This window comes from Plantibacter sp. CFBP 8804, assembly GCF_014841225.1.
Taxonomy (GTDB): domain Bacteria; phylum Actinomycetota; class Actinomycetes; order Actinomycetales; family Microbacteriaceae; genus Plantibacter; species Plantibacter auratus.
This window is the reverse complement of the sequence record NZ_JACYTU010000019.1, coordinates 1-22,201: the sequence shown is the minus strand read 5'-3', so window position 1 is coordinate 22,201 and position 22,201 is coordinate 1. Positions and strand designations below refer to the sequence as shown.

At 64.9% G+C, this 22,201-nt stretch carries 25 protein-coding genes; 12 read left to right on the top strand and 13 right to left on the bottom strand.

The window, feature by feature from the left end; all coding sequences use genetic code 11:
- Positions 1-167: 167 nt before the first annotated feature.
- Positions 168-1,178: a LacI family DNA-binding transcriptional regulator gene (locus IFU11_RS18210; RefSeq protein WP_192019856.1), complete on the top strand. Its 1,011-nt coding sequence runs from the start codon at positions 168-170 to the stop codon at positions 1,176-1,178.
- A 24-nt stretch (positions 1,179-1,202) separates the two neighbouring features.
- Here the strand turns inward: IFU11_RS18210 and IFU11_RS18205 are convergent, their stop codons facing one another.
- The gene (locus tag IFU11_RS18205; protein ID WP_192019855.1) at positions 1,203-2,624 is read right to left on the bottom strand and encodes an MFS transporter; all 1,422 of its coding nucleotides are present in this window, start codon (positions 2,622-2,624) and stop codon (positions 1,203-1,205) included.
- Between the two features lie 98 nt (positions 2,625-2,722).
- Here IFU11_RS18205 and IFU11_RS18200 point away from each other — a divergent pair, with 98 nt between their 5' ends.
- Positions 2,723-2,929 (top strand): 2-oxo acid dehydrogenase subunit E2, encoded by a 207-nt coding sequence (locus IFU11_RS18200; RefSeq protein WP_192019854.1) that lies wholly within the window; start codon positions 2,723-2,725, stop codon positions 2,927-2,929.
- A gap of 134 nt (positions 2,930-3,063) precedes the next feature.
- Here the strand turns inward: IFU11_RS18200 and IFU11_RS18195 are convergent, their stop codons facing one another.
- Positions 3,064-3,678 (bottom strand): TetR/AcrR family transcriptional regulator, encoded by a 615-nt coding sequence (locus IFU11_RS18195; protein WP_192019853.1) that lies wholly within the window; start codon positions 3,676-3,678, stop codon positions 3,064-3,066.
- Positions 3,679-3,797: 119 nt separating this feature from the next.
- On the opposite strand from IFU11_RS18195, the gene IFU11_RS18190 reads away from it, so the two are divergent.
- Both IFU11_RS18190 and IFU11_RS18185 read left to right on the top strand, forming a co-directional pair.
- Complete coding sequence (locus IFU11_RS18190; protein ID WP_192019852.1) at positions 3,798-4,427, top strand: cysteine hydrolase family protein; 630 nt, start codon at positions 3,798-3,800, stop codon at positions 4,425-4,427.
- A gap of 131 nt (positions 4,428-4,558) precedes the next feature.
- On the top strand, positions 4,559-4,984 hold the full coding sequence (locus IFU11_RS18185) for an OsmC family protein (protein WP_199862375.1): 426 nt from the start codon (positions 4,559-4,561) through the stop codon (positions 4,982-4,984).
- A 138-nt stretch (positions 4,985-5,122) separates the two neighbouring features.
- On the opposite strand, the gene IFU11_RS20040 is transcribed toward IFU11_RS18185, so the two are convergent.
- The 5 genes from IFU11_RS20040 to IFU11_RS18165 form a co-directional block, all read right to left on the bottom strand.
- The gene (locus IFU11_RS20040) at positions 5,123-5,311 is read right to left on the bottom strand and encodes a nuclear transport factor 2 family protein (protein WP_199862374.1); all 189 of its coding nucleotides are present in this window, start codon (positions 5,309-5,311) and stop codon (positions 5,123-5,125) included.
- Positions 5,312-5,332: 21 nt separating this feature from the next.
- Positions 5,333-5,476: a hypothetical protein gene (locus IFU11_RS20035; RefSeq protein WP_199862373.1), complete on the bottom strand. Its 144-nt coding sequence runs from the start codon at positions 5,474-5,476 to the stop codon at positions 5,333-5,335.
- 692 nt (positions 5,477-6,168) lie between these two features.
- Positions 6,169-6,456, bottom strand: coding sequence for a hypothetical protein (locus tag IFU11_RS18175; protein WP_192019851.1), 288 nt, complete (start codon positions 6,454-6,456; stop codon positions 6,169-6,171).
- A gap of 140 nt (positions 6,457-6,596) precedes the next feature.
- Complete coding sequence (locus IFU11_RS18170; RefSeq protein ID WP_192019850.1) at positions 6,597-6,959, bottom strand: hypothetical protein; 363 nt, start codon at positions 6,957-6,959, stop codon at positions 6,597-6,599.
- 343 nt (positions 6,960-7,302) lie between these two features.
- Positions 7,303-7,593 carry a hypothetical protein gene (locus tag IFU11_RS18165; RefSeq protein WP_192019849.1) on the bottom strand — a complete coding sequence of 97 codons (291 nt, stop codon included), beginning with the start codon at positions 7,591-7,593 and terminating at the stop codon, positions 7,303-7,305.
- 98 nt (positions 7,594-7,691) lie between these two features.
- Here IFU11_RS18165 and IFU11_RS18160 point away from each other — a divergent pair, with 98 nt between their 5' ends.
- Entirely contained in the window at positions 7,692-8,396 is a 705-nt protein-coding gene (locus IFU11_RS18160) for an SOS response-associated peptidase (RefSeq protein WP_192019848.1), read from the top strand.
- Positions 8,397-8,427: 31 nt separating this feature from the next.
- Here IFU11_RS18160 and IFU11_RS18155 read toward each other — a convergent pair whose 3' ends face one another.
- From IFU11_RS18155 to IFU11_RS18130, 6 genes are all read right to left on the bottom strand, one after another.
- Entirely contained in the window at positions 8,428-8,637 is a 210-nt protein-coding gene (locus tag IFU11_RS18155) for a ParB family protein (protein WP_192019847.1), read from the bottom strand.
- A 248-nt stretch (positions 8,638-8,885) separates the two neighbouring features.
- Entirely contained in the window at positions 8,886-9,821 is a 936-nt protein-coding gene (locus IFU11_RS18150; protein WP_192019846.1) for a ParA family protein, read from the bottom strand.
- A gap of 626 nt (positions 9,822-10,447) precedes the next feature.
- Positions 10,448-10,963 carry a hypothetical protein gene (locus tag IFU11_RS18145; protein WP_192019845.1) on the bottom strand — a complete coding sequence of 172 codons (516 nt, stop codon included), beginning with the start codon at positions 10,961-10,963 and terminating at the stop codon, positions 10,448-10,450.
- A gap of 363 nt (positions 10,964-11,326) precedes the next feature.
- Positions 11,327-11,893 (bottom strand): hypothetical protein, encoded by a 567-nt coding sequence (locus IFU11_RS18140; protein ID WP_192019844.1) that lies wholly within the window; start codon positions 11,891-11,893, stop codon positions 11,327-11,329.
- Positions 11,894-11,965: 72 nt separating this feature from the next.
- On the bottom strand, positions 11,966-13,867 hold the full coding sequence (locus tag IFU11_RS18135) for a hypothetical protein (protein WP_192019843.1): 1,902 nt from the start codon (positions 13,865-13,867) through the stop codon (positions 11,966-11,968).
- A gap of 417 nt (positions 13,868-14,284) precedes the next feature.
- Positions 14,285-14,545: a hypothetical protein gene (locus IFU11_RS18130; RefSeq protein ID WP_192019842.1), complete on the bottom strand. Its 261-nt coding sequence runs from the start codon at positions 14,543-14,545 to the stop codon at positions 14,285-14,287.
- Positions 14,546-14,835: 290 nt separating this feature from the next.
- On the opposite strand from IFU11_RS18130, the gene IFU11_RS18125 reads away from it, so the two are divergent.
- The 7 genes from IFU11_RS18125 (at position 14,836) to IFU11_RS18095 (ending at position 22,180) form a co-directional block, all read left to right on the top strand.
- Entirely contained in the window at positions 14,836-15,513 is a 678-nt protein-coding gene (locus IFU11_RS18125; RefSeq protein ID WP_192019841.1) for a helix-turn-helix domain-containing protein, read from the top strand.
- A 216-nt stretch (positions 15,514-15,729) separates the two neighbouring features.
- The gene (locus IFU11_RS18120; protein ID WP_192019840.1) at positions 15,730-16,134 is read left to right on the top strand and encodes a hypothetical protein; all 405 of its coding nucleotides are present in this window, start codon (positions 15,730-15,732) and stop codon (positions 16,132-16,134) included.
- Entirely contained in the window at positions 16,131-17,102 is a 972-nt protein-coding gene (locus tag IFU11_RS18115) for a hypothetical protein (protein ID WP_192019839.1), read from the top strand. Before IFU11_RS18120 ends, IFU11_RS18115 begins: the two co-directional genes overlap by 4 nt.
- Positions 17,103-17,278: 176 nt before the next feature.
- Positions 17,279-18,229, top strand: a complete 951-nt coding sequence (locus IFU11_RS18110) for an alpha/beta hydrolase (protein WP_192019838.1) — start codon at positions 17,279-17,281, stop codon at positions 18,227-18,229.
- 309 nt (positions 18,230-18,538) lie between these two features.
- The gene (locus tag IFU11_RS18105; RefSeq protein WP_192019837.1) at positions 18,539-19,399 is read left to right on the top strand and encodes a hypothetical protein; all 861 of its coding nucleotides are present in this window, start codon (positions 18,539-18,541) and stop codon (positions 19,397-19,399) included.
- 41 nt (positions 19,400-19,440) lie between these two features.
- Complete coding sequence (locus IFU11_RS18100; RefSeq protein ID WP_192019836.1) at positions 19,441-20,172, top strand: hypothetical protein; 732 nt, start codon at positions 19,441-19,443, stop codon at positions 20,170-20,172.
- 79 nt (positions 20,173-20,251) lie between these two features.
- On the top strand, positions 20,252-22,180 hold the full coding sequence (locus tag IFU11_RS18095) for a thioester domain-containing protein (RefSeq protein ID WP_192019835.1): 1,929 nt from the start codon (positions 20,252-20,254) through the stop codon (positions 22,178-22,180).
- Positions 22,181-22,201: the final 21 nt, after the last annotated feature.

Below are 22,201 nucleotides of genomic sequence, written 5' to 3'. Positions count from 1 at the left end.
CGACATGAGGGTGGGACCGGCGGGCATCTAGGGCCCGACCTGCACCCCGTTGTGCCAACTCCTGTCACTGACACGAGTCAGTGACAGGAGTCAGTCTTACACTTGCTGATAGACGCGTCAAGAAGCAATCGATCAGACAGCATGCAGAGCACGGAACGGCGGGACGGATGGGAACGGGAATTGGCAAGAGGGTTACCAGCACCGACGTCGCACGGGAGGCGGGGGTGGCTCGCTCGACCGTGAGCTACGTGCTGAACCGCACACCCCATCAGTCGATCCCCGACACGACGCGTCAGCGCGTGCTCGACGCCGCAGCTCGCCTGGGGTACACGCCATCCGCGGCCGCTCGGACGCTGAAGCGGGGCCGGTCCGACGTCGTGCTCTGCATCGTGAAGCCATGGCCGCTCGGCTCGGCTTCGGGGGCGCTGCTGGCCGAGCTCACCGCCGGCTTCGACGCACACGGCCTGACACTGGTGACGCACATCGAGGGAACGGGGGTGCGCCCCATCGAGGCCGTGTGGAGCGACATCTCCCCCGCCGCCGTGCTGTCCTACACTCCCCTCGACGCGGACGCCGAGCGTGCGATGCGCAGAGCCGGCGTGCAGTGCGTGGCGGTCCTCTTCGCCGGCGAGCCCGACGGGAGCGCGCGTTTCGTGCGTCCCGACGTCAGGATCGGTCGGCTCCAGGCCGAGCATCTCATTGCGGCGGGGCACACCAGGATCGGCTACGCGTACCCTGAGCACGTGTCGCTCCGGGACTTCGCCGAGCCACGGCTCGAAGGCGTCCAGACGGCGTGCGCGGAGGCCGGCCTGGCCGCACCCGAGGTGCGCACCGTGGGGCTCGAGGCGGAGTCCGCCTCGTCCGCCATCAGGCACTGGCGAGGGCTGGGCGAGCCCGTGACGGCGGTCTGCGCCTACAACGACGAGGTGGCCCAGGCGTTGCTCGCGGGCACTCGACTCGCTCGCGCGTCCGTCCCGGAGGATCTGGCCATCGTCGGCGCGGATGACATCCCCGCCGCGCGTCTCGCCTCTCCGCCGCTGACGACGATCGCCATCGACCATGCGGCCGAGGCCCGGCGCATCGTGAGCGCCGTGACCTCGGTTCTGCGCGAGGACGCCGCTCCCGAGACGACCGATCCCGCCGATCTCTTCACGACGGTCGTGCGGGAGTCGGCCTGACAGGGCCTCAGCCGCCTTCTGTGACTATTGGCCGCCGCCGCCCTGCACCGACGCTTCGGCAGGTTTCCCCGCGAGCGCGAGGAGAGCGAGCAGGGCGGCGGCCAGGAGGACGCCGGCCCCCGCGAGCAGGGCAGCGCTGTAGCCCTCGACGAGAGCGTGGGGCCCTGTGCTGGACGCACGGGCGGTGACCGCGGCGGCGATGCCCGCGAGCGTCGACAGCCCCAGCGCGACACCGATCTGCTGGGCGGAGTTGAACAGGGCGGAGGCGATGCCGGCCTTGTCCGGGTCGACGCGGTAGACCGCGGCCTGGGTCAGAGCGATGAGTCCGCCACCGTAGCCGACGGCCATGAGGAACATGGGCACTGACAGCTGCAGCCAGTAGTCGGTGTCGACGTCGATGCGGGAGAACCAGAACATTGCGCCAGCTCCGAGCAGGGCGGAGCTCGCGGCGATGATTCGGGGGGCGACGCGAAGCAGGAGCTTCGGCGCGCCGCCGGCCCCGACCAGGATGCCTGCGGCGAAGGGAAGCCAGGCGAGGCCTGTCTGGAAGGGGCTGTAGCCCTCAACTCGCTGCAGATGGAGCGTGATGACGTAGAAGGCACCCATCGGCCCGATCGCCAGCAGCAGCGTACTCAGGTACGCGCCTGTGCGGCTCCGGTCGCGGAACAGGCTCAGCGGAATGAGCGGGGCGGCGCTCGAGCGCTGTACCATGACGAACAGTGCGAGCAGGAGTGCAGCGCCTGCGATCAGCGCCCAGGCAATCGGGTCGGCAAAGCCGTCCTCCCCGAACCGGGTGATGGCGGAGACGAGGGCTACCATGCCTCCGGTGCCGAGAGCCGCGCCCACGCCGCCGAGACGACCGGGGTGACGGTCCGCGCCGACGAGCGTGAGGGTGCCGGCCAGGGCGAGCAGTCCGATCGGCACGTTGATGAAGAACACCCACCGCCAGCCCAGTGTCCCGGCGAGCACGCCGCCGAGGAGGAGGCCGAGGATGACGCCGAAGCCGCTCATCGCGCCGTACAGCGAGAGGGCGTTGTCGCGGGCCTTGCGGTCGGCGAAGGTCGTGGCGATGAGCGCGAGCGCGTTCGGGGCCGCCATCGCCGCCCCGAGCCCCTGCACCGCGCGGGCGGCGATGAGCACCTCGACGCTCTGTCCGAGACCGCCGACGAGGGAGGCGACGACGAAGACGGCGAGCCCGATCTGAAGCGCGCGCTTTCGTCCCCACAAGTCTCCGATCCGGCCTCCCAGGAGGAGCAGCGCACCGAAGGCAAGGATGTAACCGTTGACCACCCACGGCAGATGCACCGGATCGACGCCGAGCTCGTCCTGGATGTTCGGCAGGGCGATGTTCACGATCGAGTCGTCCAGCACGAGCATCAGCTGCGCCGTGGCGATGGTCAGCAGAGGCACGAGTCCACTGCGCGTCGGTGTCCTGGTCGATGTCATCGGGTACTTCCTCCTGGCCCACGCACGCGAGCGCGGGATTCGATCTGCGATCGGGCTCGACGAGAGTCAACAATACCCATAGGGGGTATATTCCCCAGATGGTCCTGCGTGAGATCTCGCGGCGCACCCGGACGCTCGCCGACCGCACCCGCACCCGAATGCTCGCCATCGAGGACATGAACGACGCGACCTTCATCATCAACAACTTCGGCACGCTCGGCATCGAGCGCTTTGACGCGTTGGTCACTCCATTCCAGGGCGCGATTCTCGCCGTCGGCGCGCCCTTGCAGCCCGTGACACTTTAGGGAGGGACGCCGATCGAGCACCAGTGCATCCTCATGACCATCACCGCCGGCTACCGGATCATCGACGGCGCTCTGGCCGCGAAATCCTGGCCACCTTCACGGCACAGTTCGAGGACCTCGAGCAGCTGCAACGATCAAGACTGAGCTCGCCCTCCGGCAGCTCCAGCCCGGGACGGAGCCGCCAGGGCGCCGATCAGCGGCACCACAGCGTCGAAGGCGGCCGACCCGTCCTCAAGCGAGGCTACCTTCGCGCCGTCGAGGAGCGCCACGAGCTGCCGGGCCGTCCGGTCCCGGCGGTGCGGATCGTCGTCGTCGATACAGCGAACGAACCGGGCCCTCAGTGAGGCGCGCTGATCGGCCAGCACCTGGGCGACCCCGGCCGCGTCCTCGAGATGTTCGGCTGTTGCCGTGATGAAGCAGCACCCCGCATAGCGGTCCTGCGCCGCGGCTCTGGCAGCCAGGTTGAAGACCGCCCGGATCAGCTGCACTCCCCCGACACCCTCGCGTTCGAGGGCCTTGATCTCCTGCTCCGTGCGATCGGCCTGACGGGCCAGATAGGCCCGCACGAGGTCGTCCTTCGAGGGGAAATGCGCGTATAAGGTCGCCTTGGCGACCCCCGCCTCCGAGATCACCCGGGCCACGCCCACCGCGCGGACGCCGCGCTCGGAGAAAAGTCGCGTGGCGGCATCGAGGATCCGCTCGCGAGCGGACGAGCCGCTTTGCACTGCGAGGTCGCGCCCGGTCGTCATGGTTTGACCATATCAGACCGACCGGTCTACCCTGAAGAGCCAGGCAGACCGGTCGGTCTTCCTGGCCGTGGCCGTCAATCAGCCCCTCGACCAAAGCACCACCTACAGGAGAAAACACCATGACCGCACCCCGTCGCGCCCTCATCGTCATCGACGCCCAGCAGGAATATTTTGAGGGACTCCTGCCGATCCAGTACCCCGATCGCGACACCTCGATCGCCCGTGCCAGCTCAGCGATCGAGGCCGCGGAGCAAGCCGGCGTCCCGGTCGTGCTCGTGCAGCACGACCTGCCCGCCGAGGCCCCGGTGTTCGCTTCCGGATCGCCGACCTGGCACAACCACCCCGCGGTCGCCGCACACGAGGATCGCGCAGCGCATCGCGTGCGCAAGCAGTTCTCGAGCATCTTCGCCGGTACCGACCTCGCGGCATGGCTGCTCGAGCAGGGCATCGACACCATCACCCTGGTCGGGTACATGACCAACAACTGCGTGCTCGCTTCCGCAGCCGCCGCCGAACCGCTCGGCCTCTCCGTTGAGGTCCTCTCCGACGCGACCGGAGCGATCGACCTGTCCAACGAGGCCGGACGCGCCTCCGCCCAGCAGGTCCACGAGACCCTCATGGCGCTGCTGCACTCGAACTGGGCTGCCGTCACCGACACCGCAGGATGGACCGCCGCTCTGCAGACCGGCGAGGCGCTGAGCAAGAGCGACTTGCCGACTTCCGCTGCCCAGGGCCGCGGCGCGGTCTGACGAAGAGCACCCGAAGCGGCTTTCGGCGTCGTCCGACGATCGAGGATCTCCGGGACACTGCTCACCCCATCACCGGACACCCAGGCCCTCAGGTGTTCACGAACGTTCCAAGAACCAAGGAGATATTCACCATGGCAGGACATGCACCCATTCCCGAGCTCGTCGCTCAGCGCACCGCGGCCGGCACCTACACCGTTCGCAATAGCGCCGGTGCCGAACTGCGCATCGGGGCACCTGGTGCCGCCGGCGCATTCTCACCGGTCGAATTGCTGCAGGCTGCGCTTGCCGGCTGCGCGTCCCTTTCCGCCGAGGCTCAGCTGGTAAGCAGGCTCGGAGAAGATTTCGATGCCGTCACGACCGTAGATGCCGTCTACGATGCGGAGCAGAACCGAGTGGAGAAGCTCGTCACGACAATCGCGGTGGACACGTCGGAGCTCGATCCGGGCGAGCACGACAAGCTGGTCTCGAGCGCAGCGCGGGTCATCGACAAGCTGTGCACCGTGAAGCGATCGCTCAACGCCGGCATCGAGGCAACCACCGCGCTTGTCCGGCAGTAGCTCGGCAACTGACCATCCATGATCGGTGGTCAAGCCGCCCGGGTCGTGAGAGACGCACGCTGGACAGGTATCGCGAAACAACAGAGCAGCCCTGCGACTATGAGGTCGCGGGGCTGCTCTGTCGTCCGCAACGCGTGATCAGCCACGGCCCCAGAAGGCGTCCTCCGCCGGGCCGCCTTCGGAGAACAGGTCCACGGCGGCGATCCTGCCGTCGCGGACGGCCAGCAGATCCACGCCCGCCATGTCCATCGACGCGCCGGAACGCGTGCCAATGAAGCGGACCGGGACGGCGACGAGCTCGCCGTCAACCATCGCGGGACCGGTCACGGCGAGATGGAAGCTGCCCTCTCAGGCTTCCCTCATCCCGCCGAGCAGCGCACCGACCCCCTCGACGCCGACGTGGTCCCCGGAGAACTGGTTGGCCCCCGGCTGGTGCCACACCACCTCCGGGCGCAGTTGGGCCATCGCGGTGGGGAAGTTGCCGCTTCCCACGGCATCGAAGTAGATGGCCGCGACCTCGGCGGGAGCGGTCTAACTCTCGGTCGTGAGATCTCCTCCACCGTGCGTCTTGATGTCCGCTGTTTCCGCCGCCGCGACCATGTTCATGTCGGGACATGCCCGAGAACGCGAATGCGCCCTCATCCAAGCCACCGGCTCGACATAGCAGTCGACCCTATTCACCGCGATCTGGGAGGCCACCATCTACGCCGCCACGGCGGCCGTCCTTGGCACGCTCGCCGCTCTCACCGGTGGCGTCATCATCGCTACCACCCTCGGTCTAGAGTTCCCCGCTGTCGCCACCACCACCATCGGCCTCATCGCGGACGGCGGCTTCGCACTCATCCTCGCCGCGACAGCCGCACCGACCGTCACGGCCCTCCGGCATGAAATCCCCCGAATCCTCGCCGTCGAGTAGTACCAGCGGGACTCAGCGAGTCTGCTGTGTCCACAGGCGGCGACGCTGACTCATGACCCTCCGGCAATGATGCGAGCGGCTGAGCAGAATCAAGGTGCAATAGTGATCTCGCGTGCCTCGTCCAACACGAACACTCCCCCTTGAGCGCGTGCTCGATCGTGAGCGGCCTCAAGGAAATGGGTCAGCTCAACCTCGGTGAACAGTTCAATGGCGCGTTTGGGCATTTCGCCTGCTTCATCGTGTCTCCCAGGGGTCATGTTTTGGCGGTTCATGACTCGTGCACCAGCTGGTTGATGCGCTGCGCGGAGATCCCGAGCAGCAGCGCAGCATCGCGTTGGGTGATGCCCTTGGCGGTGAGGGCCTGGACCGCGGCACGCTTGAGCTGCGCTGCTTCCTTCACCGCTGTTCGCCCTTCCTCCTCGCGGGTAGCGGAGGCATCCCAGATTTCCTGGGCATCCTCGGGCATGTGGACGGTCACGGTGACGTTCACGCTGTCCTTGTCGACGTCGAGCCAGAGCGCGGCGACGTCGCGCGCTGCCCCTGCGAGCTCGCTCACGGTTCGAGCCTGGCCCATGGCCACGACGCGGTGCTCGGCGCCTCGAGGTGACTCGGTGGTGAGTCCGGGGATCTCGAACGTCCACCACCGGCCGTCGCGGTAAGCGACCGCCTCATAGGGGCAAGTCCGCGCCGGGGTTGTCATTCTGCGGCAGCCTCTCCCCCGCCGTTCCAGCGGACGTCGCCGCTCGCAGAATGAGCCTGGCCCAGCGCTCGGGACACGACGTTGAGGTACGTGACGGCCTCCTGCAGCTGGTCTGCGGCCGCTTGAGTCATGCCGTCGTCGTCGCCGGTGTACTGCTTGCCCGACACGGTTCCCTTATGCCAGGTCGCGAGCTGTGCACAGACCTGGGTCAACGAGTCGATGGTGGCGCCCAACTCCCCCAGCATCCGGTAAGAGTCGGCCGGGTTGACGACGGTCCGGGTCGAGTGTGCGAGCGAGCGGACCGCGGCTTCAACCTCCGCCGCGATCTCCAACTGCCGGCTCTCTTCATTGACGGCCATTCGGTCCCCCTCGTGTCATGATCCGTATCCACCTCCGTGTCAATCTAGCCCCCTCTGGATTAGAAGGCCAGAGGGGGCTAGATGCCCGACGCTCACGGGGGATCGCGTCGAGCTCGCATCATCCCATGAGCCACCAACTCCTGTCAGCTCGGGATCACTAAGCAGAGACTCCCCCAACGACCAGCTCCCGGCATGCCTCCCTCCCCCGCCATGCCAACGATCCTCCTCGCATTCAACGCCGCCACTCATCCGGTGGCAAAGGCTCGCGAAGCGAGACACGGCAGCCCAACTGCCACTCACGAGTGACTTAGGTGTGTGGCATTGGGGGCATGGCTCCCACCGATCATCGGCGATCGACCGCCGATGCCCACACCCATGCCCGCCGGCGGGTGCCGTCGCGCAGGGAGAACTCCACCCATACCGCCTTGTCCGTCCACGCCACCGCTCGCCCGTGCACCCGCACTGAGGCCTCCGGGAACCGCACCCACGCGTCGACGTCAACGGGCGCAGGAGCTTCGGGAACGACATCGGCGCCGCGCTCGAGCGGCGTCAACGAGATCGGCACTGGCCGTAGCAACGCCTCGTGCAGGACCGGGTCCGTGATTCCAGATCCGAAGCGCTTGTTCTCACCCATCACCCAAGTAGAACATATGTTCGAATAGCGTGCGATACGAGAGACGTCGGCGTCTCTCACGACGAGCTGACGACGGTGGGCGGCGCTAGGCTCCCGGCATGTGTGGACGATTCGCGCTCGACGCCAGAACCGATGACCTGATCCGAGAGTTCGTGGTCGCCGGCGGTGACTACCAGGACTGGACCCCGTCCTGGAACATCAAGCCGACCCAGCCGGTGGCTGTGATCCTCGAGACCGCGAAGGGCGAGGCCAAACCGTTGCGCCGCCTCGAGCAGGCCCGGTGGGGGCTCGTACCGTCGTGGTCGGAGGAGCTGAAGACGAAGTTCCCGAGCTTCAACGCCCGCTCTGAGACCGCGGCCGAGAAGGCGTCGTTCAAGGCCTCGGTGAAGTCCAAACGCGCGCTCATCCCAGCGACCGGGTACTTCGAGTGGCAGACAGATCCCGACAGCGGCGTCAAGACACCGCACTTCATCCGACCCAAGGACGGCGAGCTCATGGCGATGGCCGGCCTCTACACCTGGTGGAAGGATCCCGCCGCGACCGGGGACGACGATGGCTGGCATCTCACGGCGACCATCCTCACCTCCGACGCTGTCCACACCTTGGAGCACATTCACGACCGCAACCCCGTGCCACTCCCCCATAGCTTCTGGGATGTCTGGCTCGATCCGACCGTCGTCGGCGACCAGGCCCTCGTCGACGAGGCCGTCAGAGCAGCGCTGCCCGTCGCTGAGGATCTCGAGTGGCACCCGGTCGGCAAGGTCACCGGGGACTCCCCCGCCCTCATCCAGCCAGCTCAGTGATGCCGGCTGGGCGCACGAGGCGTTGGCTGCTCTAGAGCATGGGGCGGCCTGGAGAGAGCGGCTCGGCTCCTCGGGATTCGAAGGGGCGTCCGTCGTTGTGCGCTTCTTCGCGACGGCGGACTTCAGCATGGACGGCCTTCGCGACGAAGTCGGAGAAGCTCTCGTCGTTCTCGAGGTGCTTGGTCGCCTTGTAGGTTGCCCGCGCCGCATCGCGCTCGGCAGCATGCATGTAGACGCTCACGGTCGGCTTCTTGGCGGCGCCGGCAGCGGAACCCGCCGCTTCTGAGCCCGCGGGTGCAACCGTCGGCGCTTGGGTTGGGATCCGTCTGGGGAGTTCGGGAGTGGCTGGGACAGTCGGGGTTGCCTCCACGGACTCAGCGACGACGGGAGCCGGCGTCACCGGGCGGTTCTCTCGCAGCAGTCGCCGAAGCGGGGCGTCAGCGTTTCGGCGAGGAGTCAGCCCGCCGATCGTGCGGTCGGTTGATTCGCTCATGCGGGCTGCTCCTGCTCTCGCTGCTCGAGGCGTTCTTCGGCCGCGGTGATGCGGCCGACGATTTCAACGGTCAGGGCCTGGAAGTCATCTGCGACTGAGGTAGCGCTGCGTGGGGACAGGCCCTCCGCCGTGGCGCTCCCCCGGAGTACTTCGAACCACTTCGGCCCTTTGCGGACGTGCTCGTCGAGTTCTGCGACGAGCAGCCCTCGTTCGCGCGTTGCTTGTGCGGTGGCTTCGGAGTGTCGGATGGTGGACGTGAAGACCACGTCGTCACGACCGAAGAGTTCGCCGATGTGGAGTCTCGCTTCGCGCTGCACCACGTGTGCAGAGGTGCCGACGTCGGTGAGAACGACGCCGAGGAGGTCGAGGTCGGGGTTGACGTCGATGACAGTGTCCAGTCGGGCGGCGACTGCCCCGAGGCCCTTACGGCTCGACTTGTCGCTCTTCACCGGCACGACGGCCCACCTCGAGGCAGCCACTGCCGCCGTCTGCAGCATTTCATCGCCTGGCGGGCAGTCGATCAGGATCATGTCGTAGTCGGGTGCCAGGCGCTCCAGGATTACGGCGAGGGCGAGCTTGGCGCCGTTCGGGTCCTTTGTTGCCTTCGCCGAGAGGGCCGCTGTCGCACTGTCGAGCGCGGGACCTCCCATCAGGACGTCCAGGTTTGCCCGGATGTCACGGAGGGGTTCGATCTCGCCGCCGAACAGCAATGCGGATGCGAGCGCACGTCCGTGATCGTTGCGGTCGTCGTCGCTGTAGCCGAGGTCCTCGGCGAGGTTTCCCTGCGGATCGAAGTCGACCACGAGAACGCGATATCCGCTGGCCGCCAACATTCCACCGACGTTTGCCGTGCAGGTCGTCTTGAGCACTCCCCCCTTGCCGTTGATGAACGAAAGCACACGCTCGAGAACTGATCGGTCCAGAGTGACCATGTCACTACCTTCCATATTGCCTGCATTACGTCTATTGAATGTTACAGCAGTATTACCTGCATTACGGGTAATGCTGACAACCCCGATTCGCCGGTTTCCGTGACCCTAGTCGTTTTGCCCGTAATGCCAGCAATACCCGTTACGCCCATAATACACGTATTGCAGGCATTAAGCGCAAGGGCTCTCAGATGCAAGCAATGCCTGCATTGACAGTGACGCACCTGACGGGTGGTCACGCCGACCACACCAGAGACCACTCGACACAGCACCTACGCGGCGCGCTTGTCCTTCTTGAAAATGTGGTCCAGGTATCCGGCGTCGTACTCGTACGCAGCCTGCCTCGTGTCTCGGCGGCCGCCGGGGCCTTCGATGCGTGGATAGACCGGGTGTCCGGTGTCGGTGAGTTCGAGCGTCGGGAGGAAGACCAGGGTCGGCTGTTGCGCTCGTGTGCGGTTACGTCGTCGTGAGGGGGGAGCGGCAGCCTGGGTGAGGTCGTCGACGAACCATGCCCAGAGGCCTCGGTCTCGTTGGAGTCTCTCGCGACGTCGCTGTAGAACGCCATCTACGCCCAGGCGCTCCGCGACGCCCTGAATCAGTCGGCGCTTGGTGCCTGTGACGACACACCCTTAGGCGGCTGCCTGACCGTAAAGGTGGTCGAGGCGTCCGGCGTACACGTGCTCAGCGGCCAGGTGGTGATCTGGTCGGTCTGGTTGGTCCGCTCTGTGGGGGTAGCGGAGGATGCCGGCGTTGTGTTCTTGGGCGTCGAAGAAGACGAGGGTGGGTTGTTGAACGGTGGGTCTGGGGGAGCGGGCAGTGGCGGGGGAGTGGCGTGCGGTGAGGTGGTCGAGCCACCAGCGCCATCGAATGCGTTCCATGGTGAACCGCGCTCGTCGGCGCCCGAGTACCCCGTCGACTCCCAGCAGTTCCGCGGCACGGTGGAGGACGTTGCGAAGGGTTCTGCCCCATCGGACTCCGCGCTTCACCAGCAGCCGCGCACCGACCATCTGCGAGAGGATCTGGCCCGCGTGGGAGACGCTGATTCCCAGTCGTGCGGCTGCTGTGGGGATGTCGATGGTGTCGCCGTCGTTGAGGAGCGCGAACAGGCGTCCTGCGTGATGTCCGAGACCTTGGTAACTGAACACATCGTGGCGAAGGTCTGTCAGGTGCTGCTCTGTCTCATCGAGCAACAGCCAGCGAGTGTTGAAGAGTTCGGCCGGGGCGGCGGCGATCGTTCGGGGGAGTGTCCGACCTAGATCTGTGGGTGTGGATAACTGTCCGGGCTGGGTTCTGAGTTGCCAGGTGGCGGCGTTGGTGCCGTGGTGTTCCTGGACGCGTCTGATGAACCCGGCCGCCTGGAGGCGCAGGAGCGCAGCGGCTGTGGTGGAGTGGCTGAGGCCTGCGAGCTCGGCGAAGTCACAGTCGGAGTGGCACCGTGCCGGCAGGGGCAGTTGATCAACCCGACTCAAGTCACTGAGAGCAGACGACCGAACAGACTCGCGATCGGTTCAGGTTCGCTTCTTGTAAAGTGAACTTGGGTGAGAACTCCGTGACGTCGCCCCCACCCAACGTTCCATCTTCGGAAGAGCAGCTACCAGCCGTGCCAGGCTCGTGAAGGTTTGCCGGTGGGAGTTACCTGGCCCTCTGTCGTCGCAGTTGACATCGAACGTCGACTGGGTCATGCAGAGGATCGTGGCAGTTCTGGTGACGCCATGATGCACTCCGCTGAGCTCCCAAGAATCCATGTATAAGTCTGTCGGGCAGGCCTCTCTTCTTGAAGCCCAGCCGCGCTCGAGAAGGATTGCATCTGCTTCCTTGTCGTAGGGCGACTGGGCGGCATCGAACGCGATCTTGCGGGCTTGCCTCTCGACGCGTCGCTCGGTGAGCGTTTCATTGGTCATGACACCGAGAGCCTCGAGGAACGCATCGTGAACGTCGTCCAGGTTCTCCAGGTACGGGACTTCGTCAAGCAGGCGCACCATATGATCCCGCTGCGGAAGAGAGAGCTTCTCAAACATGACCGTGCAAATGTCCTGCGGTTCGAGCGTTGGAACACTCTTGTATTTGTTTACCACGAGCAGTATTTTATCGGGTCACGGTCTCTGCATCAACGTCAGTAGCGGTCATAACTCGCCCATCCTCCGCGTCTACGCGGCTCGAATCTTGCCGAAGATATGGTCGAGGTAGCCGGCGTCGTAGTCGGATGCTGCTTGTTTCGTGTCGCGTAGGCCGCTGCTGCCATCGACACGTGGGTACGTGGGGTAGCCGGTATCCGAGAGTTCGAGAGTGGGGAGGAATACAAGGGTCGGTTGCGCAGCTTTGGTTCGGTTGCGTCGTTGGGATGGGGGAATGGCTGCCTGGGTGAGATCGTCAACGAACCACGCCCAAAGATCCCTGTCTCGTTGAAAGCGTTGGCGTCGTCGCTCGAGTACGCCAGTAACTCCGAGGGCTTCTGCGACTTTGCCGAGGAGCTTTCGTCTCGTGTGCGTAAGCGAACCATTCCGGTATGTGACCAGGTGGTGTTTCTTCAACCGTGAGAACAGATGTGCTGTCTGGAGGGCCGAGATCCCGAGGAGCGCAGCAGCGGATTCGACACTGATCGTGGCGCCGCGTGTCAGAAGCCCGAAGAGGCGGCCTGCGACAACGCCGAGTCCCTGATGGCTGAAAATGTCTTCTTGGAGCGCGACGAGCTCTGCTTCCAGTGTGTTCAGGCTGGCAGTTCTCCACTCGAAGAGCGGGGGAGGGGGGGCGTGCTCTTGTAAGGGTTGTGGACGGCCCGAGTCTGAGCCTGTGGACAAGTGCTGGTGCCTGGGCATGAGCTCCCAGAGAGCTGCGTTGGTGCCGCTGGCTGGGGCGACGGGCCGGATGAAGCCTCGGGCAGTGATGCGGGCGAGCGCTTTGCCGACGGTGGTGTGGCTGGTGTTCGTCATGGTGGCCAAGGTGCGCGTGGACGCAGCGATAGTGCGCTTGCCCGTGTGCAGAGTGAGGTATGCGAGAGCCATGAGGACGTGTCGGTCTGAGGTTTCGCCGTGCCGGCCGCCCCAACGTCCTGGGGTGATGCGGAAGCTGTCGAGGATCCATTCGACGTCGGCGAGGACTGCGTGGAGTTCGGCGTCCTGCGCAGCCGTCCTGCGGGCGGGCTTGGGCGGGGCTGTGCGCTGGTTCGCGAGGAACGCCTGGTGGCGTACGCGGACGGTGTTGCGGGCGTGGATCCAGTCCCGCTCGAGACGTGTGCGGGTGTCTCGCTCGTTTCTGGGGCGGCGACGGCCGTTGCCGAGGTTGCGGGTGCGGTAGTGCTCAAGGCCAGGAGCGGTGCGCACCATGCCGGCGACGTCCCCCAGGGACCATCCGGCGTAGAGCGCGGACAGGAGGCATTGATAGGCGTCCACGGACGGGTCGGCGCCGCCGCCGGCGGCGCCCATGAACGACTCCCCGAGCTCGGTCAGTGGGCGGCGGCCGCTAGGCAACTCCGTGTCGCTCACCGGCGCAGAGCGGCTGGCGAGTGACAGATACTCCTGGCGTTCAGGAACTTGTGCGCTGAGACGGTCGAGGAGCGATCGCAACTGCTCCAGGGACGTCGACGCGTCCAGCAGCCACTCCAGCTGGCCCTCGAGCACAACTGATGAGGAGCCGTTGTAGTGCGGTGAGAGCGGTGGGCGACACGCACCCGTGCGCAGGTTCGACATCATTCCCCAGTCGAGTGTTCCGTAGCACTGCTTCGCAGTCTCACCCAGCCGGTGGACAAGAACGCTGTCGGCACCGATCGTCCGGTCTATCGCCACCCATACGTGCCGGCGATCCGACGAGGATGACCGACACAACACGTGTTCGATCATCAACTCATCCAAGAGTCGTCGGAAAGCGTCGACCTGGTCGAACCGTTCGTCTGCTTCATCATCGCGGCCGTCGAAATCGAAGGCCAACAGGTAGAACCGTCCATCATCACCGGCCAGATGCACCGCCCACGGGGCGTTAGGAGAACCCTCCGTTAGCGGCCGCCGCAGGTTGAATGAGCCCGCGACCAGCTCGCCGGCAGCGTCGCGCGGCATCACCTGTACCTGAGACGAGTGAGCTGATAGTAGCCGAGTGAACTCCCACGGGTCCCACTCCACGACGCCCTGGCGCTCGAGCACACCGGCCGACGTCGACCGCACAGCCCTCACCACGACGCCCCGCACTGACCGGCGCGCACACGGAGCGGATTCACATCGGCGGAGGAAGGCGGAGCCAGTGTCCGCGCATTGGGGGACACGCGACACGCGAGAAGGTACGCGAAAGAAGGCGCAAACGCGCCTGCATGAGTTACTATGGCTCCATCACCTCCTGTGGGTGGATATGGAGAAGCCTCCGGGCTGATCCGGATTCACTTCCTGTGTGGTTTAGCTCGAACCGAGACTTTGGCGAGACTGGGGTTCTGGGCTACGAATCTTTGAGGGGCCCGATGCGAAAGCATCGGGCTTCTTCGTTTAAGCGGCTGTTTGGTGTGCCTCCTGAGTCTTTGGTAGGTGGGGGCTGACGACAGGCAGCGCAATGTTGCCGTCGTCGTCTCGCTCCACGATCTGACTCAGCAACAGCTGCAGGTACAGCGACGGGGCGAGATCGCCTGAGAGCTTCGCAGCCGTCTCGATGGCCGCCCCGTAGGACGGATCAAGGGTCACGCCACCCTTCCACGGCCTCACGCCGGAGGGCAGACGATTACGCTTCTTTCCTGCATTGTCACCAGCCATGCACCCATAGTGGCGGCTTAAGTGCGACTTAACTCGTCGCGGGGACGGCGTGTCATGTTCCAGGGCCATCACCTCTCCCTCCTGACCGATCACGACACCGGCTTCCCAATGTCGGCGGCCTCTAGGCCGCTCGGCGCACGTATTGCTTGTCACCTCCCCGCCTGGGTCCGTGCTCCAAGCCTGCCACAATACGCGCACTTCTGCGCGATCGTCTAAGCAGAACTGCATACCTCCAGGCATAAACACCCGCTCGTTTGGCCCGGTAGGGTCTGTTGGCTAGCCTGCTCGCAATGGCGCTTCAACAGGACGAACTAGCTGCGATCCACCAGGCGATCGCCGTCGAGCTTCGTGCTGCCCAAGCGGCAGTAGCTGTTCATGCGACAGATCTGGCCGAACGGACGGGGATCAAGATTGATACCGTCTATCGAATTCTTCGAGGACACCGAGCGGTCACGTCAGTCGAGCTCATCCAGATCAGTCGAATCTTGGGTGTAAGCCACCTCGAGATCTTGGAGCGCGCGGAACAAAGGGCGCTGTCTCACTCGCCGCAAGGTCGTCGACCCCGTCAGAGCATTCGGGTGGGCGAGAAACTCTCGTTGGTGGCGTCTTCCCAAGGGAAGACCTTGGACGCGCTGTACCTCGACATCGTGGGTCCGCTCTCGCATCGAGGGTTTGCCTTCCCCAGAAAGGCATGGCAGGAGCTCTTGAGTGGCACCAGTCCGGCTCGCTCCGAGGTTCTGTTCTCCATCTCGGAGATTCTCGGGATTGACCCGCAGTATCTACTCAAGGACGATCCGGAGGTTGAGGTCGCGGTTGAAGCCCGGCTCCGATTTCGCCGGGCGATGAGCGACCTCGGAGTGACTGAGGTTGCAGCCAGGTCGGTCGACGGAATCGCACCCCAAGATCTTGAAGCTATCGGCGAGACCATCGCCACGGCGCTCAGCGCAATACGCACCTCGGAGCGCTGACCTACACTTTTTCGGCTGTCACATACTCAAACAGGACATCCAACGTGGTTTCGAACCGCCGCGCGTGCTGAGCTGAGGATTATCAGTCGAAAGCGCGTCACGATCTCACCCCTTCAAGGCCTGGCCGAAAGCCGCGCCTCCATCCGTCATGCGGCCGCGCGGGCGGAACGAGCCGGCCGATTCGTGGGCCGCCTTGGCATCTCACCAGGGTCCTCAATGCGTTCTGTGTTGTCTGTCACCGAAGCGTTATATGGGCGGCCGATCCGGGTTGTACTGGTCGACGATCTCCCTACCACCCGCGTCACGGGTCTTTGGGTTGGCACAGCCGACGTCGGTCTGATTCTTGTCCGACGAACCGACGCGGAATATTACCGGCTCGTCAGCGGGCTGCACGAGGTGGCTCACGTCCTCCTGGCGCACGCTCCATCCGAGATCATCCAGGAGGTGTTCGGCTTCTCGCCGCAGCGAGGCCCCAGCCACACCTCTGTCACAGAACTGTGCACGGGTCATCTAATCGAGGAAAATCCCGATGATATCGAGAGCCTCGTGGAGGACATTGCACTGGCGATAGAAGGTGCTGCACGTTCATCACCGCCCTCATCTGTCGAGGTGCATCTGTGATCACCTCGATCTGCCTCGTACTACTTCTCGGCCTGGTTGCCTTCCGCGGCAAAAGGGGCATACGGCCATCGTGGGTGGCAACACTCATGGGGCTTCTGTCCTTGGCGACATGGGGTTTTGACGGCACTTCCTCCGCCACGCTAGACGCCTGGCTTGGGTCGACCAACCTGATCACGCTCGCGCGAGACATCCTGGCCGTATTCGCGTTCTGGTTCTACCGGGCCGCAGTCGCTCGGGCCACCGAACGGGAGGTCACCGCAGATTGGAGGATGCGCGGTCGGCTGCTCCGGCTGTTCCCCTGGAGCCTGATCTGCCTCGTGGTCACGATCAGCTGGCCGTTCATGCTCATCTCCGAACGCGGAACAACATCACCGCGGTTCATCATCGATCGGCTAGACCAGCCCGCAATGTGGCTGTTCACGACCATCTATATGCTCACAATTGCACTCCTGTCGGTTGATACCGCGCGCATGCTCTGGAGCCGCCAAGCGAGATTGCTGCGCGTGATGCTAGTGGGCTACCTCTGCGTCATATTCGGTTGCGCGGTCGAAATGGCGTATCTCACCGCCGTGCACTTTAGATGGGGCGATGCCAATTTCCGCGAACACGCCTACTTCGCGGCTGAGCTGCCGTTTTTCGGCGGCATCGTCATCATCACCTGTTGCGTAGCGTGGACCGCGGTTTCCGTATGGTCTCGCCACCGCCTGGCGCTACTACGGTTGACGTTCGTCAGCCGTCGACTAACGCCGCCAATGGAGCATCGCCCTTCCATCACGCGCGTGATCGTATCGGGTCAGCCCCGGGCTGACGCGTTCCGCCTGCTCATCGCGATCAAAGACAGCGCCCTGCTCGGCTCGTCGCTCAGAAACGAAGATGCGGCTTCGGTGGAGAGAATCGCGCTTCGATTCGACAGTGCGGGCACAGACCAGATCGGCGACACCCGAAGTTCCGAGCAGGTAGCGAAGTGATCCTGACGGCCTCTCTTATAGCCCTCGCCCTCGCAGGATCCGTTCCGCTGGTACTCGGTGCCCTGGTTGCAGTCCGTGTCGTGCGACCTCGCCGACGGCGCGAAACGCCAGTCCTCGGCACCACAGAGGATTCGGTTCGGTTAGGCGGTACGGAGTTAAGCCGCCAGCGCGCCCCAATGGGGTTCCTGTACAACGAGGAAAGGTGCCACGCCGTTCTTGGCAGCGTGATCGAGACCGACCGCCGCGGCCGTTGGGTGGACCGAAAGGTATCGCCCCAAATTGCAGCAGCACTCGGCCAGGTACGCAGCGGACGAGTGGTCGGCGACTTGTTCGGAAGTCCACAAGAAGCTGGCCTGCGGCCAGACGAGGTGCGGATACCCGTTCGTCACGGCACTGCGCCGGCTTGGCTATTTCGCCCGTCGCCCACTTCAGTCTCCGACACCTGGGCCGTTCATATCCACGGGGCGATGAGCGGCAGAGAATCAGTGCTCCGGTCTGTCGACACCATGAGTCGGCTCGGGTATACGTCATTAGTACCGTCCTATCGAGGCGATCCCGACAACACGCTCGATCCGTTCACCTCAACCCTCGGCCAAACTGAGTGGCACGACGTCGACGCCGCGATGGGATACGCGCGAACACTCGGGGCGAGGCGATTCATCCTCGTTGGCTGGTCGCTCGGCGCCAGCATCGCGTTGAAGATTGCCTCTGATTCGCGGCACCGGTCAGACATACAAGGTCAGATCCTGATCGCGCCGATCTTGGACTGGGAAAGCTGCATCACACACAGTGTGAAGCAGGCGCATCTACCCGCCGTCGTAGGACGCATTGCCGTGGACTTGCTCTCCGGACCAACGACCAGCAGATGGATTGGACTGCCCGAGCCGATCGACTTCCACGCGCTGTCTTGGATCCGGCGGCGGTCACTGCCCACAACGACTCTGGTGATCTCATCCCTGCGTGACCTCGTCGCGCCGTATAGAGACGCGCAATTGCTGGAGAGCCTCTTCCCGGACAGAATCACGCTCGCCCCATTCCGCCACAGCAGCCATGCCGTCGAGTGGAACGCCGATCCAGCCCTCTTCATGGAGGACGTCGCTTCATGGTGCGGGAAGCTGTCCAGATAGCGAGCCACAGCTTGCATGCTGGGCTTTGGCCTACCGTCAAGGGACCGTAGAGGCCCATGTGTCACAGACACAGGCTGCTTGAGTAACGCGACCTCTCCTACTCAGTTCCCTGCATCGATGGTCTAACTATCAAGACGGTGGTACGCAGATTTGCCGGTTTGACCCCGCCTTTCCCGCAAATATGCCCTTTCATGGAGTCATGAGCGCACTACTAGCGACCGGCCCATGCAGTCGGTGAGCTTATGCACATTGGCCCAGACGCCCCAACCCGACGAGCCTCCGGCTGTGACCGCGGCGAGGATTCCCGCTGTGGCACTTCTCGCCGTCGATGATGTGCGGCGTGATGGTGGCGAGGTTGAGGTTGCTCTGCCGAGGCATGCGGTGTCGTCGCTGCTGATGCCGGTGGCTGTTGATCGGGATGGTCGGTTGTTGGCTGGTGGGTCTCGGTTGGAGTTCGCTCGTGAGGCTGGTTGGACGCATGTCGATGCGCGTGTGTGGGAGAGCGTCGATGATCCGGGTTTGCAGTTGCAGATTGAGTGGGAGCGGAGTCTGGGTCGCGCGGATGTCCCGCTGTTGACTCAGGCGCGCTATGTGCGAGAGGTTCTGCGACCTGTGTACGATGCACGTGTCGCTTTGCAGCGCCGCCAGGTGGTGTTTCGTCTGAATTCCGGGGCGTTTCACGAAGGGACCAATTTGGTCCCTTCGTCGCCGGGCCCGGTTGGGAAGTGGCGTGAGTACGTCGGCGCCCGGGTTTCGGTCGGTGGAACGACGATGTTGAAATTCCTGAAGATGCAGGACTGGGCGGCTGCGGCCGGGCTCGATGATGACGCTCGAGCAGCGATCCGGTGCGAGATTCAGTTGGCGAATGACACGGGCCGGGTTGATAGTCCATTTCGGCGGGCGAAGACGGTCTATCAGGCGGCTGCAGGTGCGCCTGAGACCGGTGGGTCGGCGCAATCGAGTGTGAGTCGTATCGTGCTGCAGATCGCGAAGACGGAGATCGCTCTCGCGAAGCTTGATGCGGATGCTCTTGCCGCGACGCTCCGTGCGGACCCGGATGCTCAGGAAGACTTCCAGGCCGGCGTCGAGTCGGCATACCGCGTGGTCGGCCTCGTCGACGAGCTCCTGGTGGCCATGGACATGCGGGTGAACTGGGCGAGGTCGGCGTGACAGGGCCGGATGACGACGTTCTCCGGAGCATTGCTCGGTGTGTGCTCGCGGAACGAGCGGCGTTCATGTCGTCGGCGGCGTTCGAGGCGGCGCTTGCGTTCTTCGAAGCTCGCTTCGGCGAGAAGACGCTCCGGCGATCGCGGCGTCTGGACCACCCGTACGAGTCCAGCGAGGATGCTGCGCTCGATGTGGTGTTGGAGCTTATCGAGGGGCCGCGCTTGTGCCGGCAGCTCATCGCTTCCGCGCAACCGATGGGGCTGTTGTGGAGCGAGATCTGTCGGATGGTCGGCCGGTACACCGGCCGGTCGGGGTCCAAGGGTCGTCTGACGTTCTTTGATGCTCTTGACGATCTGAAGCTGGCGTCGTTGGAGTTGAGCTTCGGTGACCCGCTTGATCTGGTGAGCGGCCGGGTCGCGGCGGCTGCGGCCTTGACGGTGGCGACGCTGCAGCAGAAGACGCCTCTGTCTCGGCAGCGTCACGTTCCGGCGCTGGTGTCGTGGTTGGCGGTCAACCCGGTGCAGCGTCGCTCGTATGTGGCGTCCGAGATGAACACGGCGGGGGAGTTGTTCCCGGAGTTGTCGCGGGGAGAGATCTCAGCGGTTGCGAACATCACGTGGGGGTCCCGTAACCAGGAGGATGAGACGTCGGTGCTGCGCTGGTACCTGCGTCACCCGGATACGCCAGTGAAGTCGTCCGCGACGCATCTGGCCGCGTTGATTCAGTTCCAGTCCCGGATGCGCCAGGCGGTTCCGAGGTCCCTCGTACTGGCATAGTTTGGTGCCCTGCGCGCGAGGGAAGCGTCTGTGTACGGAGACACGATCACGTGTTCGTACGTACACAGAAAGGTCGTTCATGAACGACGTCAACACCTTGCAGGGTGCGGTCGCGCCTCGCCAGCGGTGGCGGTTCGGGCGCACGCCCGAAACCCCACCAACCACCATCACCCCATTCCGGAAGACCCGCACGGCCCGCAGCTTCGGCGCCCTCACCCTCACCGGTGCCCTGCTCCTCGGCGGGACGCTGGGCACCGCCTCCGTGATTTCGCCGGCGTTCACCCAGCAGGCGCAGGCCGCGACCCACGGATACGGGTACGACCAGGGTTCCGGGTTCATCGGGCAGGAGATCATCAACGGGATCGCGACCTACTGTCTCGAGATCCTCGCCTCACCTCCCACCGGGGAAAGCGCGTTCGTGGGGAATCAGGCGTGGGCGTCGATGAGTGCCGACGACAATGCTCGGGTGAACTGGGCGGTGTCGAACTACGGCCAGCTGGCTGACAACAACTGGGCGGCCGCGACGCACTTGTTCGTGTGGTCGCTCGCCGACAGTGTCGAGTACAACAGCCACGGCATGTCCGGCGACACCTACTACGGCGGCCGTGTCCCGGCTGAGCAGCGTGCTGACGTGCTCGCGAAGCTCGCGCAGATCCGCGCCGACGCCGCCGGCGTCACCGCCGGCCAGCAAGGTGGGGGCGGTGGTGGCCTCGCTCTACATGTCGACAGCACCAACAACTATGAAGGGACGCTCGAGGTTTTGGGGTTGGATCCGGCGGATGCGACGGGGACGGTCACGTTGACGAACGGGATCTTCACCGACACCGGGTCGGCGACGATCGCTGGTGTGACGAACGGCATGGTGCTGCCCGTGCGGGGGAACCCGGAGGATGGTGTGGTCGATTACAAGATCAGCGGCTCTGCAACGTTCAGTAAGTCGTCGGGGTATGCCGGGCAGATTGGTGTCTACCAGTCCGCCGGCGGCGCCCAGCAGCACACCGCCGGTCCCGGGCCGAAGGCTGAGCTGTCCTTCACTGTCCCCGTTGAGGATCCGGCTCAGCGTTCAACGGTGTTCCAGCCGGTGGTGACGTCGGAGATGCAGCAGCCTCTGGTGGGGGTTGGTGGCACGATCACGGATCACGCGACGTGCGATGTTGCCGCGGACAGTGCGAGCCCGGTGTGGCGGACGAACCGCGACGGCTCCGGCGTCCGCGTGAACTGGGACGTCGCGTTCTACCCCAAGGCCGACACCGAGAACGACCTCCCAGAGGTCCCAGCAGGCCGGGAACCGATCGGCACCGCGACCGCCGCCTGCACGGGCCCCGGCGAGGTCATGGAGGCATCCATCGTGAAGCCTGCCGGGATCACCGGGCAGATCACCGCCGTGTGGTCGATGAACCTCGCCAGCCAGGACGCCGCCGTCGCACCGACGCTGCAGGCCGACTGGCACGACGGCTTCGGCCTGGCCGCTGAGACGGTCACAGCACCGCGAGTGACGACCAAGGCTGTTCCGGCCGTGTACGACGGCGAGCAGTACGGCGACACCGCCGTACACACCGACGTCGCCCTCTACCCGGACACCGCCGTGCAGACCTTCACCGCCTACAAGATCATCAACGGCCAGAACGTCTGCGACGCAAGCACCGTCTACCAGGCCGAGTCCCCACCGATCGTGATCGGCGGCCGCACCGAGGTCCCCGGCCCCACCTTCACCGCGACCGCGGACATGGGCGAAGGGGTGAACTGGATCGAACGCACCTACACCGACGACACCAAGACCGTCCTCCTCAGTGAGGGCACCTGTGGTGAGCCGGACGAGCAGACCCTGCGGAAGGTCCGGCCTGCCGCCGCGGGGCTTGCCTCGACCGGGTTCGACGGTTCCGGTATCGGCTGGATCGCCGGCGGCCTCGTCGCCCTCGGCCTGGCCCTCATGACCGGCCTCGCCGTGCAGCGCCGCCGCAAGCCCGCCCCCATCATGGAAACGGCCAACAGCAGCGACACCGAGTAACCACAGCTACACGGAGAAGGG